Here is a 15,018-nt window from a genome sequence, read left to right on the forward strand (position 1 = left end):
ATTTATTATTTGCTGATCTGCTTATAGCTTTTATGAATAAAATCTGTAAGATCTTTTCCTTTCAGCAGGTTCTGGGAAAGCTTGGCCAGATCCAGGGCATACTTTATCAGGCTTTCCTTTTCTTCAGGATTTTCTGTTTTCAGGATTTGGCTGGCAAAATCACTGTTAGAGTTAACCACCAGATTATACATTTCAGGGAAGCCTCCCATTGCAAACATCCCACCTCCGCCAGTAGCCTGCATATCTTTCATTCTCCTCATAAATTCCGGCTGGGTGATTGTGAACGGAGCGTCATTGCTGTCCAGATCTTCAAGCTGAACCGTGAATTTTGAATCCTTAATAGCTTCTTCCACATTTTTCTTTAAAGACTCCTTGTCGGCGTCGTTCAGTTTGGAAATGATGGGTTCATCTTTTTTAATCAGGTTATTGATATGGTCTGCATCCACCCTGGCAAATGAGACCTTCTCCTTGGAAGTTTCGAGCTTCTGGATAACATGCGGGATAATAGGGGAATCCAGCAGCAGAACTTCATATCCTTTATCTTTTGCAGATTGGATATAGCTGTGCTGCTCGTCAGCATTGGAAGCATATAAGATAATCAGATTACCATTCTTATCGGTCTGTAAAGGTTTGATCTTTTCAACAAGCTCATTCCATAAGAAATATTGGCCGTCGGTGGTAGGGTATAATGTGAATTTGTCTGATTTTTCTGCAAATTTTTCTTCAGTAACGATCCCGTATTCAATGACCACCTTAATATCGTTCCATTTTTTTTCATAATCTTCCCGGTTTTCGTTGATTAATGAAGACATTTTATCGGCTACTTTTTTAGTAATGTAAGAAGAGATCTTCTTTACGGCGCCATCTGCCTGAAGGTAAGAACGGGAGACGTTCAATGGGATATCCGGAGAATCAATCACACCACGGAGGAGCATTAGGAAATCCGGAACAATGCCTTTTACTTCATCAGTTACAAAAACCTGGTTCTGATATAGCTGAATTTTATCTTTCTCAATGTTTAAATTATTGTTCAGTTTTGGGAAGAATAAAATTCCTGTGAGATTGAACGGATAATCAACATTCAGATGAATGTGGAATAAAGGTTCCTCAAACTGCATTGGATACAGCTCGTGATAGAATTTCATATAGTCTTCATTGGTCAGCTCACTTGGAGCGATTGTCCATGCCGGGGTAGGATTGTTGATGATATGATCAACTTCCTCTGTTTCGGCAACAGCGTCTTCCGGGGCATCCTCCGGTAAAGGTAATGTATGGGTTCTTGTTCCGAATTTAATAGGAACAGGCATAAACTTATTGTATTTCAACAGCAGTTCGCGGATTCTTCCTTCCTCTAAAAACTCTGTTGAATCCTCTGCAATATGAAGGATGATTTCCGTTCCCCTGTCGGTTTTGTCTGCCGTCTCTTCAAGTGTGAATTCCGGGCTGCCGTCACAGATCCAGCGAACTGCTGAGGCATCCTCCCTGTAGGATTTGGTAAGGATCTCCACCTTGTCTGCAACCATAAATGCGGAATAAAAGCCAAGCCCGAAGTGGCCGATGATTCCGGCATCCTTGGCTGTATCTTTATACTTTTCCAAAAACTCTTCAGCCCCTGAAAATGCAACCTGGTTAATATATTTTTCAACTTCTTCGCCGGTCATCCCGATTCCCTGATCGATGATGTGGAGGGTTTTTTGTTCCTTGTTGATCTTAACTTCGATTTTCGGATTTCCATATTCAACCTTTGCCTCTCCGATGCTTGTCAGGTGTTTCAATTTTAAAGTGGCATCGGTAGCATTGGAAATCAGCTCTCTTAAAAATATCTCGTGATCACTGTAAAGAAATTTTTTAATAAGCGGAAAAATATTTTCCACGGATACATTAATATTTCCTTTAGTCATAATAATTTAATTTTAATATCAATGCCTTCTCAAAAAAAATACCATGGAAGAGAAAGTGACAGAATGGCATAGCGGATCATTCTGAATTCTTCAAAACAAAAAGACAGCCTGATGGCTGTCTTAAAGGGTATATTATTTTGTAAATTATTTACTTTTCAGTTCTTCCTTGATCCTGTTTTCCAGTTCTTCCGAAAGCTCGGGATTATCTCTTAGAACATCTTTTACAGCATCCCGGCCCTGTCCGAGTTTGGTATCTTCATAGCTGAACCATGAGCCGCTTTTTTTCACAATTCCCATATCTACCGCGGTATCCAGGATTTCTCCAACTTTTGAAACCCCTTCTCCGTACATAATGTCAAATTCGGCTTGTTTAAAAGGCGGAGCTACTTTATTCTTCACTATCTTTACTTTTACACGGCTTCCGATCGCCTCATCCCCCTGTTTGATAGGTGCGCTTGCCTTTCTGATATCTACCCTTACGGAGGCATAGAACTTCAGGGCATTTCCTCCTGTTGTTGTTTCAGGGTTTCCGAACATTACACCGATCTTTTCTCTAAGTTGGTTAATGAAAATTACCGTACACTTGGTTCTTGAAATGGTAGCTGTAAGTTTCCTTAATGCCTGAGACATCAGTCTGGCATGAAGACCCATTTTGGAATCCCCCATTTCACCTTCGATTTCAGCTTTTGGAGTCAGCGCTGCCACGGAGTCAATGACAACAATGTCAATGGCTCCTGAGCGGATAAGGTTGTCTGCAATTTCCAAAGCCTGCTCACCATTATCCGGCTGGGAAATGATCAGGTTTTCCAGATCAATTCCTAATTTGGCCGCATAAGTCCTGTCAAAGGCGTGTTCGGCATCAATAAATGCGGCAATACCACCTGCCTTCTGAGCTTCAGCGATGGCATGAAGGGTCAGAGTGGTTTTACCGGAAGATTCAGGACCATAAATTTCAATGATCCTTCCTCTGGGATATCCGCCCACACCTAATGCAATATCCAGCCCTAAAGATCCGGACGGAATTACTTCGATAGTATGGTCAACAGAATCATCCCCCAAGGTCATTACGGTCCCTTTGCCGTAAGTTTTATCTAGTTTGTCAAGCACCAGAGCAAGTGCTTTTTTCTTATCATCAATGTTACTCATCTCTAATTAAAATAATTTATCAAAAATACGGAAATTAATCGTCAAAAACTAATATTATTTGCTTCGTAAAGCTGTTTTTATAGTTAAAAAATTATAAAATTGTCCGGTATAATATGCTGACTGTCATTCTGAATAAAATAAAAGTAGAAATCAAAAGGGCTATTGCCGGATAAGTAAAACTCAAGCCTCACAGAAATAAAGTATGGCTCTGAAACTGTAAAAAAATTAATGGAAATTTGAATTTTTTGTTATCCTTAGATAGTTCTCCAGCGCTTTAGACTGACTCCTGTTTCCTCTTTTTATTCTCGTTTCCCTGCTTACCAGCTTTCCGTAAATTTTATTGAAAAGCTTTATCGATTCAGGAAATAAGCTCCTGTTGGGAACATCCGGGATCTGTAATCTTTTGCAAACCTCATTATCCAGCAGGAACCATATGCAGCAGATATGTAAATACCGTAAATTCCTTCTTTGGAACTTAAACTTTAAAATGGCATTTTCCAGAGACTCATTCAGCAAAGACTGTGCAAGGAGTACAGAGTCTTTATCAGAAGAAGGCTGAACGGAGGTCCATAAATAAAAATACTCTGTGGCCTGTTTCTTATTGTCGGGTAAAAGATTTTCAGGGATTCCTAATAAATACCCTACATACTTCCAAAGATGAAAAACACCCTTTTCTTCTTTATCTGAAAAAGTATTGCCCAGCTTTTTTAAGCCGTGAAGAAAAACCAGGCTGAAACCGATATAGGTGGCCATCATATCCCAGGAATTGATAGGCTCACCCCAGTTCTCCATATCCCAGTCTTTATAACTTTTTCTGATGGACAACCTCGCGTAGGAATGTATCAGCCGGGTCTTGATGACAAACTCATAACCTTTTGCATGGATTTCCAGAGCATTATGCCGGGTTGCATTTACCCAGAAATCCAGTGTTTCGGAAAGCCGTTTTACGGCCCCTTTTTTCAAGGCTTCCGTTGCGATAAGCGGTTTATTGAGATAAGCATAATCATAGCCGCCGATCAGGCAGTAATCCCTTAATGAGATCAGGGAATCAAGGCTGCCTCTCATACATAATTCTGCACCGCTTTTCAGGAGATCACGATCAAGCCAGCCTGGTATCTTTTGGGTCTGTGCAAAAAGCTTTTTTACACTCTCAGGAAGATCGTCGGTATCCGAAACCCCATTCCTGATACAGGATTCAATTTCCCTTGTGGCTTCATGAAAGCTTTTCGCAAAATAAACATCGTTTACAACCTGGTCTCCAATTTCGTCAACATGATAATAGTAAGGGGCAAATTGGTCAAAATCCCGGAAGCTTACCTCAGCTCCGGAAAATTCAATAAGCTGTTTTCCATTACCTTTGGTCCAGAAATCTTTAAAATGTGGGAAATCTTTAAAGCGGGGTTGTAAGACAGTCCTTTTCATCAGGATAAAATTACAGGTTTCATGGTGGAAATTCTGGTGAGATTTATCAGTATTCGGATTATCCATGAATTTAAGTTTTGGACTAAAAATAATTAAAAAAAATCTATAAAATACCACAAAATGGGGATTTTTTTACAATTAAAAAAATGCAAAATTTGCTGCGTTAATAATCCTGAAAACTCAATTCCGGCATATTTTATTTAAGTTGATGTTTTCTTGTTCTGTTCAATTCAGAAACGTTAACTCCTGATAATCAACGGAAATCTTTAGAAAAAATGTTGTTTGATAATTTTGCTGTCAGCAGAAACTTAAATAATAGTTTAGCATTTTTCTTTATTTAGCTGTTTGAAATGATAAACTAAGACCTCCCGAACCCGGGAGGTCTTTTATAAAAAAACCTTCCCACTGGGAAGGTTTTTATTGATTATATTACTTAATTACTTATTGCTCATTATTTTGATAAAGAAGCAGCATGCACAAGCATATCAACTAATTTGTTTGAATACCCCATTTCATTATCATACCATGAAACAAGTTTCACAAAGTTAGGAGAAAGCATGATCCCGGCATCTTTGTCGAAAATGGAAGTCCTCTTATCTCCTACGAAATCCTGAGAAACTACAGCATCCTCAGTATATCCCAGAATACCTTTCAATTCTCCTTCAGAAGCTTCTTTAATTGCAGCACAGATCTCATCGTAAGAAGTGGCTTTTTCCAGTCTTACTGTAAGGTCAACTACAGAAACATCTACTGTAGGGACTCTGAAAGACATACCGGTTAACTTACCGTTTAGGGAAGGGATTACTTTTCCTACCGCTTTGGCAGCTCCCGTAGAAGAAGGAATAATGTTGTTAAGCGCGGCTCTTCCTCCTCTCCAGTCTTTCATAGAAGGTCCGTCAACGGTTTTTTGTGTGGCAGTTGTAGCATGTACGGTTGTCATTAAACCTTCAACGATTCCGAACTTATCGTGGATTACCTTGGCCAAAGGCGCCAAACAGTTGGTTGTACAAGATGCGTTGGATAAGATTTTGATATCGTCAGTAAGTTCTTTATGGTTCACACCCATTACAAACATTGGAGTATCATCTTTGGAAGGAGCAGAAAGGATAACTTTTTTCGCGCCTGCATTGATGTGGGCCTGGGCAGCATCTTTTGATAAGAAAAGACCTGTGGACTCCACAATATAATCAGCTCCCACTTCATTCCATTTCAGGTTATTCGGATCTTTTTCAGCAGTTACCCTGATTCTTTTTCCGTTTACTACAAGATCGTTACCTTCCACAGATACCTCACCCGGGAAAATTCCGTGTACGGAATCATACTTTAGCATATACGCCATGTATTCTGCATTGATCAGGTCATTGATTCCTACAACTTCGATGTTATCCCTTTCAGTCATTGCCCTGAAAACAAGACGTCCGATTCTACCAAACCCGTTGATACCTACTTTAATTGTTGACATAATAGTTTGTTTTTGATTATAAAAATAATATTAGATTGCTAAAATTTCTGAAATCAGTAAAAGATCTTTATTGATTTCATTATGCTTTTTAATGGCTTCCTCAATAGGAGTAAAGACCAGGTCATTGGAACGCATTCCTGCCATTACATTGGTCCTTCCTTCCATTAAGCCGATCACGGCGCCGTATCCCAGCCTGCTTGCCAGCACTCTGTCTGCACAGCTTGGGGAGCCGCCTCTCTGGATGTGTCCCAAGATCGTTACCCGGATGTCATAATCCGGAAACTCATCCTTGGTTTGTTTGGCAAGATCATAAATATTTCCCAGCTTCTCACCTTCTGCTACTACCACGATGCTCGAAGCCTTTCCGGTTTTTTCCGCCTTTCTGAAATTGGCAAAAAGATCTTCCATGCTGTCTTTCTTCTCAGGGATCAGAATATCCAGGGCACCTGTGGCCAGGCCACTGTTCAGTGCAATAAAGCCTGCATCCCTGCCCATCACCTCAACGAAGAAAACCCGGTTATGCGAAGTTGCGGTATCCCGGATCTTGTCAATGGCTTCCATGGCCGTATTTAATGCGGTATCGTATCCGATGGTATTATCCGTCCCGAAAATATCGTTGTCAATAGTTCCGGGAATACCGATCACTCTGATTCCGAATTCCTCATTGAAAATTTTTGCTCCTGTGAAAGTTCCGTCTCCACCGATACAAACTACAGCATCAATTCCCAGCTTGCGGCAATTATCATAGGCTTTTTGGCGGCCTTCCTTGGTTTTGAACTCCATAGATCTGGCAGATTTAAGGATGGTTCCGCCCTGGTTGATTATATTTTTCACGGAACGCGGGCCCATTTTCAGGAAATCACCGCTGATAAGGCCGTTGTACCCTTCTCTTACCCCGTAGCATTCAATATTATAATAGTTTGCGGTTCTCACTACCGCCCTTAATGCCGCATTCATACCCGGAGAATCTCCCCCTGAGGTAAGAACTGCAATTTTTTTTACAGCACTCTCTTTCATCTAGTAAAAAATTTCGAACACAAATTTACAAAAACAAGTTCAGATTATTGTAGTAACTTAATAAGAGTTTTAAATATAAGAGATTAAAAACTTCTAAAATTTTCCGGTCTCGGTGAACCTGCGGTTTGGTATTTCTGTTTGAGTAGTCAGGTCCCCGCTGAAGCAAATCTTTCGGGATTTAACGGTATATGACAGTTTGCATTCCGTGGTCAGCTGGTAAATACAAAGTCCAAAATTGACAAATGTCAACCTTTTTGATTGAAGTTATCAGCCAATGAAAGTCACAAATTCACTATATTTACGCTTCATTAAAGTAATACTATGAATCATCAACCGATTGAAGGTTTTTCCAAGCTTACAAAGCAGGGAAAGATCGACTGGCTCGTAAATGAATATCTTGAAGGGAATGAAGAATATCAACATATATTAAAGCAGTACTGGAACGAAAATGCGGATCTTCAGAAGCTTCACGAAGAGTTTTCTGAAAATACGATCTCCAATTTTTACATGCCTTACGGGATTGCTCCGAACTTTTTAATCGACGGGAGATTATTTGCTCTTCCGATGGCCGTTGAAGAAAGCTCAGTGGTTGCAGCGGCTTCCAAATCAGCGAAGTTCTGGATCGATAAAGGAGGCTTTAAAACCACGATTATCAATAACGAAAAATTAGGACATACCCATTTTATATTCAATGTGGAACCTCATAAACTGCTGCATTTTTTCAACTTCAGCCTGAAGAAAAAACTGTTTGAGGCCACCGAAGAGATCACAGCCAATATGAGGAAGAGGGGAGGAGGGATCCTGAATATCAGCCTGATGGACAAAACAGCGGAAATGCCGCACTATTATCAGCTTAAAGCCAGCTTTGATACGGTGGATTCTATGGGAGCGAATTTCATCAACTCGTGCCTGGAGCAATTCGGAAGGATTCTGAGGCAGGAGGTGGCCATCAGTGAAGATTTCACCCAGGAAGAAAAAAATTCGTTACAGATCGTCATGAATATCCTTTCCAACTATACCCCGGATTGTATTGTAAGAGCTGAAGTGTCTTGTAAGATTGAAGATCTGAAAGATGACAGCGGAATTTCACCTGAAGAATTTGCCTGGAAATTCAGGCAGGCCGTTACCATTGCGGAAATTGAGCCTTTCCGTGCAACCACCCATAATAAGGGGATTATGAATGGGGTAGATGCGGTGGTGATTGCAACCGGAAACGATTTCAGGGCTACGGAAGCCTGTGCCCATGCTTATGCCGCACGGGATGGTAAATACAGATCTTTAACACATTGTACAACGGACAACGGCATTTTCAGGTTCTGGATTGATCTTCCTATTTCTGTGGGAGTTGTAGGAGGGCTGACGAATCTTCATCCTTTGGTGAAATTCTCCCTGGCATTGCTCGGAAAGCCTTCAGCACAGGAATTAATGAGCATCATGGCCGTTTCCGGCCTTGCACAGAATTTTGCTGCCCTGCGCTCCCTGGTAACCACAGGTATTCAGAAAGGGCACATGAAAATGCATTTGCTGAATATCCTAAACCAACTGGGAGCCACAGAAGAAGAAAAGCAGTATTTTGTGAACTATTTTAAAGATAAGACCGTGAGCCATCACGAGGTTATTAATGAGTTTAACAGGCTGAGGGGACAATAATGTTAGGAATTATCTTATCCGCTTTTATGCTGTGTTTCGGGATTTTTCTGAAGTTTACCAAAAATTCCGGATTTGCCCGAAATAAAAAGTTTGCCTGGGCCTTTATTGTAACAGGTATCTTATCATTGGGGTTTAAGATTTTAAACTATAAATAATACAGAAGCAATTCTGTTTACAATGAATAAAAATGAAAACAATTACTTTGATTTTTGGAGCCGTTTATGGCTTTTTATCTGTGATCCTTGGAGCTTTTGGTGCCCATGCGCTTAAAAAGATGATATCCGTGGAGAGGCTTGAAAGTTTTGAAACAGGAGTAAGATACCAGATGTATGCGGCATTCTTCCTGCTGATTATCGGTTATATTCTGAAATTTGAAACCTCTTCGGAAAAGTGGACCTCGGGGCTGATGATTGTAGGGGCATTCTTATTTTCAGTAAGTATTTACTTTTTAAGTTTACAGGATTACCTGGGAGCCAATCTGAAATTTTTAGGTCCGGTTACCCCTCTTGGAGGGCTGCTGATGATCCTGAGCTGGGGAATGCTGATTCTTTATTTTGCTAAAGGAAAGATTTAGCTTTTGTTATCATAGCTGTAAATTGCAGTTTAGCTGCTGTGTTTTTAAATAATGTACACGAGTAAAGTTGGAAATGACTCCCGTGTAAAGATTTCAGCTTTCAAAATAGATCAAAATGAGAATTAATAGAAGAAGACGACTCATCAGAACATTTAATCTTTTAGATCAGCCTATCAGATTTAATCCTTTCGTTTTCAGCCGTACTTTTTTCATGTGGGCTTTCACAGGACTGATAGGAGGCTTTATTGCCGGGCTGTATTGGATTGTCCTGGAATACTTTACGGAGTTTCTGGCTGAATTTCAGGGATGGATGGTAATACCTACCATGGCGGTTTGCGGATTGCTCGCAGGATTGGTCATCTTTTTTATCGGCGATCCGGGGGAAATCCATCTGATTGTCAATAATATCAGGTTTAATAAAGGAAAACTGGATCCGAAAAACAATCCTTCGATGATTCTGTCCTCACTTTTTTGTGTGGCATCAGGCGGAAGCCTGGGGCCTGAGGCGCCTTTGGTTCAGGTGACAGGTTCTACGGGGACCTATTTAGGGAAGCTTTTCAGACTAAAAGGAGAAGAACTACGCTCCCTGAGCATTGCGGGAATGGCATCCGGTTTTACAGCTCTGTTCGGAGCTCCGCTCGGAGGAAGTCTGTTTTCTCTGGAAATTCTGCATCACAAGCATGCAGTGGAGTATTACAAAGCGATTATCCCTGCATTGGTGGCAAGCTGTTTCAGCTACCTGATGTTTGCTTTGATCATCCATCTTGGGATCGGGGCAACATGGGATCTGAAGGCGTATCATTATACAGGCGTTTATGATTTCCTGTATGCATCATTGTTTGGAATTGTAGCCACAGCCTTTGGATGGGTTTTCATTTTTGTCGTGAAATTTTTCAAGAAAGTTTTTGAATACAGAAAACTTCCGATCTATATCAAGACCCTGGCCGGAGGGTTTATTTTAGGCATTATTGCTTTTTATTTTCCTATTACAAGATATTTCGGGCATAACGAAATCAATCAGCTCATTAACGGAAGCTTCGACCTTAATTTTTTGATCCTGATCCTTGTCTTTAAGATCCTGGCCATTGCGATTACCGTAACTTCAGGATGGAGAGGAGGTTTCATTATCCCCTTATTTTTTGTGGGAACCACCCTGGGGCTCACCATCCATCACTTGTTTCCGTCTGTAGATGTTACACTGGCGATTGTGAGCTGTATGGCTGCCATCAATGCCTGTGTAACGAGAACACCGATGAGTACCACGATTATTTTGGGAACTTTAACGGGCTTTACGTATTTTGTGCCGATACTTTTTGCGAGCCTGACAGGCTATTTCCTGGCTCCTAAGATTCCGTTCATCGGATCCCAGTCTGAAAAATTGCCCGAAGAATAAGGCAACAGAAGAAGGATATTAAAAATCAAGATACTGATGCCCTTATTTTTTAAGTTAAGAATCTTGGACTTCCGTGTCTTTTTAGTAAATTTGTCAACCTTTAAATTTTAAAATTATAATAATAAAAATAATATGAATCTTCACGAGTATCAATCAAAAGAGATTTTATCAAAGTACGGAGTAGCAATACAACGTGGTTTCGTAGCTAATAATGTAGACGAAGCTGTGGCTGCTGCTGAAAAACTTACTGCTGAAACCGGAGCTCAGGGCTGGGTGGTAAAAGCGCAGATCCACGCAGGTGGACGTGGTAAAGGTGGTGGTGTAAAGTTTTCTCCAAATATGGATAAACTGAAAGAAAATGCACAAAATATCATCGGAATGCAGCTGGTAACTCCGCAAACTTCTGCTGAAGGTAAAAAAGTAAATTCTGTTTTGATTGCAGAGGATGTATATTATCCGGGTGAATCTGAAACAAAAGAATTCTACGTGTCTATTCTTTTAGACAGGGCACAGGGGAAAAATACCGTTGTATACTCCACAGAAGGAGGTATGGATATTGAGCATGTAGCTGAGGTTACCCCTCACCTGATTCACAAGGAGATCATTGATCCTGCATTAGGATTACAAGGTTTCCAGGCCAGAAAGATCGCTTTCAACCTAGGTCTGGAAGGAAATGCCTTTAAAGAATTTACAAAATTCATCACCAATCTGTATAATGCCTATGTTGGCATTGATGCTTCTTTATTTGAGATCAATCCTGTATTGAAAACTTCGGATAACAAAATTATAGCGGTTGATGCCAAAGTAACTTTAGATGACAATTCATTATTCCGTCACAAAGATTTAGCGGAATTGAGAGATAAAAGAGAAGAAGATCCAATGGATGTGGAAGCAGGAGAAGCGGGTCTTAACTTCGTGAAACTGGATGGTAACGTTGCCTGTATGGTGAATGGTGCCGGTCTTGCAATGGCTACAATGGACATCATTAAATTGTCTGGCGGTAATCCTGCAAACTTCCTTGACGTGGGCGGAACTGCTGATGCTCAGAGAGTGCAGACTGCTTTTGGGATCATCTTGAGAGATCCAAATGTGAAAGCTATCCTTATTAACATCTTCGGAGGTATCGTAAGATGTGACAGGGTAGCTCAAGGGGTTGTAGATGCTTACAAGGCGATGGGGAACATTCCGGTTCCAATCATTGTGAGATTGCAGGGAACCAACGCGGAAGAGGCTAAAAAGATCATTGATGAGTCCGGGCTTAATGTTCACTCGGCAATTACTTTAGAGGAAGCCGCTAACAAAGTAAAAGAAGTTTTAGCGTAAGGCTGGAATTTAGATAAAATCAGAACCGTTCATTTTTGGACGGTTTTTTTATTATTTACCGGCTACATCGTTTTGTAGAGTCCGGATTGCTGTTGTAACGGAAGATTATTTATCCTTATGATCTGCTGAAATGCTGCCTTCATTGGTAATGCTGATGCTGGTAGGAGTTACCAGATGGATACCATCGGCATCCAGCCGTTGTTTTATTTTCAGGTAAGCATCACTCTTTACCTGGACCATATTGGCTCCTCTGACCATCAGGAATTTGGCCTGAAGATTAAATACTCCCTGCTTCAGGTCTGTAAAAATAACTTCGGCAGTTTCTGGTATATCTGTATATTTAAGCGCTCTGATAACTTCTAAAATACCTTTCTGGGCCTTGTAAATATCTTCATCGGCAGGAATTTCAAAATTAAAGATGATCTTTCGCTGGGGTGAAGCTGTAATATTGGAAAATGGAGCATTAAAGATGACCTGATTCGGGATGTATACTTTTTTTCCGTCATCAGTAATGATTTTTGTTGTCAGGAAACCGATGTCCTGTACTGTTCCGGAATTGGTCCCTATGGTTACATAATCACCCACTTTAAAGGCTTTATCAATCCCGATCAGCATTCCTGAGAATATGCTGGATACAAGATCCTTCAGGGCTACTCCCGCGATTACCCCGGCCACACCCAGGCTTCCGATAAACTTCCATAAAAAGCCGCTGAAACCCATGATTTCAAGAGCAATGAAGGTTCCCATCAGCATGATCAAAAACCTGAAAATACTGATCAGGGTGACCAGTGAGCTTTCTTTTTGGCTTTTCGGGAAGAGTTTATGAAATATTTTTACTGCAAATCGGCTTAAATAGCTACTTGTTATGAGGAAAAAAGTAAATACGATAATTCCGACAATCAGTTTTGGAGTAAGTTCTGCAAATTTCAAATACCAGTTTTCCAAAACATTATACACTACATCTAAGTAACTTAAACCATTTTTCTGCATGAACTGAATTTTTTCAGTTAAATATAATAAAAATTCAACAAAAATTTTGCCAGTCTCAAAAAGTCTACTAAATTTGTAGACTATTAAAACAAAATATTATGTCGATTAAACTAGGAGATACCGCACCGAATTTTCAGGCAGAAACATCAGCAGGGCCAATTAACTTCTATGATTATTTAGGAGATTCATGGGGAATTTTGTTTTCCCATCCTGCGGATTATACGCCGGTTTGTACTACAGAGCTGGGCTATACCTCAAAACTGAAGCCTGAGTTTGATAGAAGAAACACAAAAGTAATTGCATTGAGCGTAGATGGGGTAGAAGATCATCAGAACTGGATAAGCGATATTAACGAAACCCAGGAAACGGATGTACAATTCCCGATTATTGCTGATAAAGACAGGAAGATCTCTGAATTGTATGACTTTATTCATCCTAATGCTTCAACCACAGCAACAGTACGTTCATTGCTAATAATCGATCCCGATAAAAAGGTCAGGCTCATCATTACCTATCCGGCTTCTACAGGAAGAAATTTTGATGAGATTCTGAGAGTCCTTGATTCATTACAGCTGGTAGATTCCTATAAAGTAGCTACTCCTGTTAACTGGAAAGAGGGGGATGATGTAATCATACCACCGGCGGTCTCTACAGAGGAAGCAAAAAAACTGTTTCCAAAAGGGGTTACAGAAATAAAACCCTATCTGAGATATACGCCTCAACCGAATACATGATTTATTTGATTTTTTATAGTTTAGTTTTAATTTGTACGAAAAGTGCACCGGAAATTTCCGGTGCACTTTCAATTTTTAATTTATATATGTATATGTGAAGTGATTGCTATTTTACTTCATTGATTACTTGTTTAGCTTTGGAAGTAGGAAGATAAATACTGAATCCTACATTGAATGTAATGTTCGAGTTCAGTCCTTCACTACCGAATCCTGCTCTTCCTTTATATTTTACCAATCCTTCGATACCGATATTAGGTGTGATGAAATAAGAGTAACCAGGTCCGGCACCGAAATCTAAACCGGTAGTGGAATCACCGTCTTCAACAGATCTTCCCCCGATACCTACATTTCCTTCAAAGAACCAGCGCCCGTGATGTAAAAGATTGTCGATTCCTTTTTCTCCCGGAGATAAATAATAGCGTCCTAAAGCTCCGACTCCGTAAACAAACTCTGTCGGACTTCCTTTTGTAACTTTATTGAAACCAAGATCAACATATCCACCCACTGCCAAATTATCTTCTACAAAATATGCACCTTTTGGCTGTAAAGCAATATTGTATCCTCCTCCTGTATTTAATCCGAAATTACTTGAAATTAAACTACTTCCTACCAACCAATTACCTTTTTGAATTTGAGCATTCATAGAAGTAGCTAATCCGGCTACTGCTAGTATACCTGTTAAGATTAGTTTTTTCATAATTATAATTTTTTAATAATGTTTATTATTTCTAAAGCTAGTGAAGAACAAGAAATGTGCCACAATACCAGTTCAAGGCAATTTTCGCCTGCATAAGTTTTGACTGAAAGCTGAAATTTTTTATTTCAAAGGGTTAACGACCTGCTAATAACAGGATAACTGAAACTACAAGTCCTGCAGCAGTAAATATCATCCCTCTTTTGAAAGCCTTCGTTTTCGGGTTGAACATCCAAAAGCTGGATATCACAAAAAAGAATAAGGATACACCAAAAAAAGTATTCAAAGGGGACAAGGTGTCCTTCGACTGTGCTTTGTGAAGTTTTGTCATCTTATCGAGAACAAATGGCAGTTCTTTTTTAGTGTATTTTGCCTCACCGGTCACAGAATTATAAGTTCCCTGCTTAAAATAAAGAACTCCATTTTCAGTTTTTTCCACTTCCAGACCTTTTATTTTAAGCTCCTTGCCTAATTCTTTTTCTGAGAGCTCTTTGGCGATTACCCTGTCATATTTTTTCTCTTGCTTTAAAAAATCAGTGTCTCTGTAAACAAGAAGAACACCGCTTACGGCATATACCGCCATGATTCCCGCAAGAAAATATCCTAAATATCTGTGGGTGATCCTCATGAAAGTTCTTGTATCTTTGATCTTATCCATATAAGTTTTATTTAAAATTAGGAAGTGGAAGCTGCATTGCAGCTTCCACTTCAA

At 40.0% G+C, this 15,018-nt stretch carries 13 protein-coding genes; 5 read left to right on the top strand and 8 right to left on the bottom strand.

Features of this window, described 5'->3' with window-relative positions; translation table 11 throughout:
* Positions 1-5: 5 nt before the first annotated feature.
* The 5 genes from htpG to pfkA form a co-directional block, all read right to left on the bottom strand.
* Complete coding sequence (gene htpG, locus ABMQ40_RS11265) at positions 6-1,901, bottom strand: molecular chaperone HtpG (RefSeq protein ID WP_370899598.1); 1,896 nt, start codon at positions 1,899-1,901, stop codon at positions 6-8.
* A gap of 144 nt (positions 1,902-2,045) precedes the next feature.
* Positions 2,046-3,047, bottom strand: coding sequence for a recombinase RecA (gene recA / locus ABMQ40_RS11270; protein ID WP_370899600.1), 1,002 nt, complete (start codon positions 3,045-3,047; stop codon positions 2,046-2,048).
* Positions 3,048-3,272: 225 nt separating this feature from the next.
* On the bottom strand, positions 3,273-4,535 hold the full coding sequence (locus ABMQ40_RS11275; protein ID WP_370899602.1) for an oxygenase MpaB family protein: 1,263 nt from the start codon (positions 4,533-4,535) through the stop codon (positions 3,273-3,275).
* 385 nt (positions 4,536-4,920) lie between these two features.
* Positions 4,921-5,931, bottom strand: coding sequence for a type I glyceraldehyde-3-phosphate dehydrogenase (gap, locus tag ABMQ40_RS11280; RefSeq protein ID WP_370899604.1), 1,011 nt, complete (start codon positions 5,929-5,931; stop codon positions 4,921-4,923).
* Positions 5,932-5,961: 30 nt separating this feature from the next.
* Entirely contained in the window at positions 5,962-6,948 is a 987-nt protein-coding gene (pfkA, locus tag ABMQ40_RS11285) for a 6-phosphofructokinase (RefSeq protein WP_370899606.1), read from the bottom strand.
* 321 nt (positions 6,949-7,269) lie between these two features.
* On the opposite strand from pfkA, the gene ABMQ40_RS11290 reads away from it, so the two are divergent.
* The 4 genes from ABMQ40_RS11290 (at position 7,270) to sucC (ending at position 11,888) form a co-directional block, all read left to right on the top strand.
* Entirely contained in the window at positions 7,270-8,598 is a 1,329-nt protein-coding gene (locus ABMQ40_RS11290; RefSeq protein ID WP_370899608.1) for a hydroxymethylglutaryl-CoA reductase, degradative, read from the top strand.
* Between the two features lie 187 nt (positions 8,599-8,785).
* The gene (locus ABMQ40_RS11295) at positions 8,786-9,172 is read left to right on the top strand and encodes a DUF423 domain-containing protein (RefSeq protein WP_370899610.1); all 387 of its coding nucleotides are present in this window, start codon (positions 8,786-8,788) and stop codon (positions 9,170-9,172) included.
* Between the two features lie 115 nt (positions 9,173-9,287).
* Positions 9,288-10,565 (top strand): chloride channel protein, encoded by a 1,278-nt coding sequence (locus ABMQ40_RS11300; RefSeq protein ID WP_370899612.1) that lies wholly within the window; start codon positions 9,288-9,290, stop codon positions 10,563-10,565.
* 132 nt (positions 10,566-10,697) lie between these two features.
* Positions 10,698-11,888, top strand: coding sequence for an ADP-forming succinate--CoA ligase subunit beta (gene sucC, locus ABMQ40_RS11305; RefSeq protein ID WP_370899614.1), 1,191 nt, complete (start codon positions 10,698-10,700; stop codon positions 11,886-11,888).
* Positions 11,889-11,993: 105 nt separating this feature from the next.
* Here sucC and ABMQ40_RS11310 read toward each other — a convergent pair whose 3' ends face one another.
* Complete coding sequence (locus tag ABMQ40_RS11310) at positions 11,994-12,878, bottom strand: mechanosensitive ion channel family protein (protein ID WP_370899616.1); 885 nt, start codon at positions 12,876-12,878, stop codon at positions 11,994-11,996.
* 98 nt (positions 12,879-12,976) lie between these two features.
* On the opposite strand from ABMQ40_RS11310, the gene ABMQ40_RS11315 reads away from it, so the two are divergent.
* Positions 12,977-13,612 (top strand): peroxiredoxin, encoded by a 636-nt coding sequence (locus ABMQ40_RS11315; RefSeq protein ID WP_370899618.1) that lies wholly within the window; start codon positions 12,977-12,979, stop codon positions 13,610-13,612.
* Positions 13,613-13,718: 106 nt separating this feature from the next.
* On the opposite strand, the gene ABMQ40_RS11320 is transcribed toward ABMQ40_RS11315, so the two are convergent.
* Both ABMQ40_RS11320 and ABMQ40_RS11325 read right to left on the bottom strand, forming a co-directional pair.
* Positions 13,719-14,309, bottom strand: a complete 591-nt coding sequence (locus ABMQ40_RS11320; RefSeq protein ID WP_370899620.1) for a hypothetical protein — start codon at positions 14,307-14,309, stop codon at positions 13,719-13,721.
* A 133-nt stretch (positions 14,310-14,442) separates the two neighbouring features.
* On the bottom strand, positions 14,443-14,964 hold the full coding sequence (locus ABMQ40_RS11325; RefSeq protein WP_370899622.1) for a PepSY-associated transmembrane domain-containing protein: 522 nt from the start codon (positions 14,962-14,964) through the stop codon (positions 14,443-14,445).
* Between the last annotated feature and the right edge of the window lie 54 nt (positions 14,965-15,018).

The organism is Chryseobacterium gossypii, from assembly GCF_041361455.1.
GTDB classification, from domain to species: Bacteria; Bacteroidota; Bacteroidia; order Flavobacteriales; family Weeksellaceae; genus Chryseobacterium; species Chryseobacterium gossypii.